Origin of the sequence: Lactobacillus kitasatonis DSM 16761 = JCM 1039 (assembly GCF_000615285.1) — a bacterium.
In the GTDB taxonomy this organism is placed as follows: Bacteria; Bacillota; Bacilli; order Lactobacillales; family Lactobacillaceae; genus Lactobacillus; species Lactobacillus kitasatonis.
The window spans coordinates 1-2,034 of record NZ_BALU01000026.1 but is presented as its reverse complement, the minus strand read 5'-3'; the positions used below and the strand labels follow the sequence as shown (position 1 = coordinate 2,034).

4 protein-coding genes are annotated in these 2,034 nt (G+C 40.0%); all 4 read left to right on the top strand.

What is annotated here, in order from left to right:
- Window positions 1–213: hypothetical protein (locus tag JCM1039_RS12410; RefSeq protein WP_209440385.1), on the top strand; the 213-nt coding region annotated here is incomplete at its 5' end.
- Window positions 210–557: an IS66 family insertion sequence element accessory protein TnpB gene (gene tnpB, locus JCM1039_RS09930; RefSeq protein WP_005718145.1), complete on the top strand. Its 348-nt coding sequence runs from the start codon at window positions 210–212 to the stop codon at window positions 555–557. The genes JCM1039_RS12410 and tnpB, both read left to right, overlap by 4 nt.
- A 64-nt stretch (window positions 558–621) precedes the next feature.
- Window positions 622–852, top strand: coding sequence for an IS66 family transposase (locus JCM1039_RS09925; RefSeq protein WP_005725993.1), 231 nt, complete (start codon window positions 622–624; stop codon window positions 850–852).
- The coding region (gene tnpC, locus JCM1039_RS09920; RefSeq protein WP_025015619.1) for an IS66 family transposase at window positions 806–2,034 on the top strand (1,229 nt) is incomplete at its 3' end. The genes JCM1039_RS09925 and tnpC, both read left to right, overlap by 47 nt.

The window sequence follows — 2,034 nt, the reverse complement described above, 5'->3', positions numbered from 1 at the left end:
TATTCTAATCTCATCAATTTAATGGAGGTTAAGAATATGATCGAAAAACAACAACCCATTGTGGCACTTGGCCACTCTTCTAAACCTAAGAAGGCTCGTCCACCACGCAATAATCTGTTGCTTAGTTTAAAGAAGAATGACTTAGAACTGAACTTCTACAGTAGTTTAGATACTGAAATTATGAATAAGCTGCTTGAGAAAGTCTTGCCATGATTAAGCTCAGTGACTTAGGGCAAGTCTATATCGTTTGCGGCAAGACGGATCTGCGTAAAGGCATTGATGGACTAGCAACTTTAGTCAAAGAACAGTTTGAACTTGATCCTTTTAGCGGCAAAGTCTTCCTCTTTTGCGGCGGAAGCAAGGACCGCTTCAAAGCCCTTTATTGGGACGGACAAGGTTTTTGGCTGTTATACAAAAGATTTGAAAATGGAAAATTGAACTGGCCCAGGAATCAAAATGAAGTTCAAGCTTTATCTTCTGAGCAGGTCGACTGGCTAATGAAGGGCTTCGCAATCAATCCAAAAATAAAGAACACGAAAGCGTGCGAATTCTACTAACACTTGACATCGCACGCTTTTTTGATATTCTTTTAACTAATAAATTTAGGAGGAAGTTTAACTCATGTCACAAGAAAATTTGGAAAAGATTATTGCACAACAAGCAACTACTATTCAAAACTTAACTGATGAAATCAAGCTCCTCCGTGAACAAGTAGCTTACTTAACGCAAAAACGTTATGGCAAATCTTCAGAACAAATGCCTTTAAATGGACAAACAAGTCTCTTTGATGAACCTGATGCTCAAGATGACGGAGAACGTCCCCGACGCCGCCGTTCAGACTATTACTTATAAAAGACAAGCTCACAAACGAAAGCGTGCTGACTTACTAGCTGCCCTTCCAGCTGAAGAGGTTCACCATGAATTAGGCGACAAGCATTGTCCTGATTGTCATCATGAACTGATTGAGATAGGCAAGCAGTCAGTTCGCCAAGAATTATTGTTTATCCCAGCTCAACTTAAAAGGCTAGACCATATCCAACATGCTTACAAATGTAAATATTGCAGTCAAAGAAATTATAGCGACAAGATCATTAAAGCTGCAGTACCTAAAGCTCCCCTAAACCATGGTCTAGGTTCAGCTTCACTCATCGCTCATTCACTTTATCAAAAATATGAAATGAAGGTGCCGGACTATCGCCAAGAAAGCGACTGGAAGAAGATGGGACTAAAAGTTTCAAGACAGATGTTAAATTATTGGGATTTGAAAAGCAGTCAATACTACTTTAAACCAGTGTATGATCTGCTTAAGCAAAAGCTGTTAATGCGGCCAATTTTACATGCCGATGAAACTTATTACACAGTCTTAGAAAGTAAAACAATCAAGACTTACTATTGGGTCTTCCTTTCAGGCAAACATGATCAATACGGGATTACACTCTATCATCATGATCCTTCCCGGAGTGGCAAGGTTGCCTTAAACTTTTTAGGAAACTATCCCGGTTATTTGCACTGTGATATGTGGCAGGCTTATGAGCAATTGCCGAAAGCAACTTTAGTTGGCTGCTGGGCTCATGTTAGAAGAAAGTTTCACGAAGCCGTACCACAACAGGCTTCTGAAAAGTCCCTTGCCCAAAAAGGACTCAACTACTGCAATCGCATGTTTTACTTAGAACAAACCTGGGAGAATTTGAGCAAACAAGAACGTTACCAGCTAAGACAAGCAAAGCTCAAGCCTCTGATGCAAGAGTTCTTCAACTGGTGTGAGAAAAATAAAATCACCGTTTTGCCAGGCTCTAAATTGGGAAGAGCCATTAATTATACCCTCAAGCATCAAGCTACTTTTGAGCATGTCTTGCTTGATGGCAATTTAGAATTATCTAACAATAAGGCCGAACGCGCTGTAAAATCACTCGTCATGGGCCGGAAGAATTGGTTATTTTCTCAAAGTTTTGAGGGTGCTACTGCAAGTGGCTTTATTCTAAGCTTAATTGAAACTGCCAAGAGAAATGGCCTTGATCCTGAAAAGTACTTGAA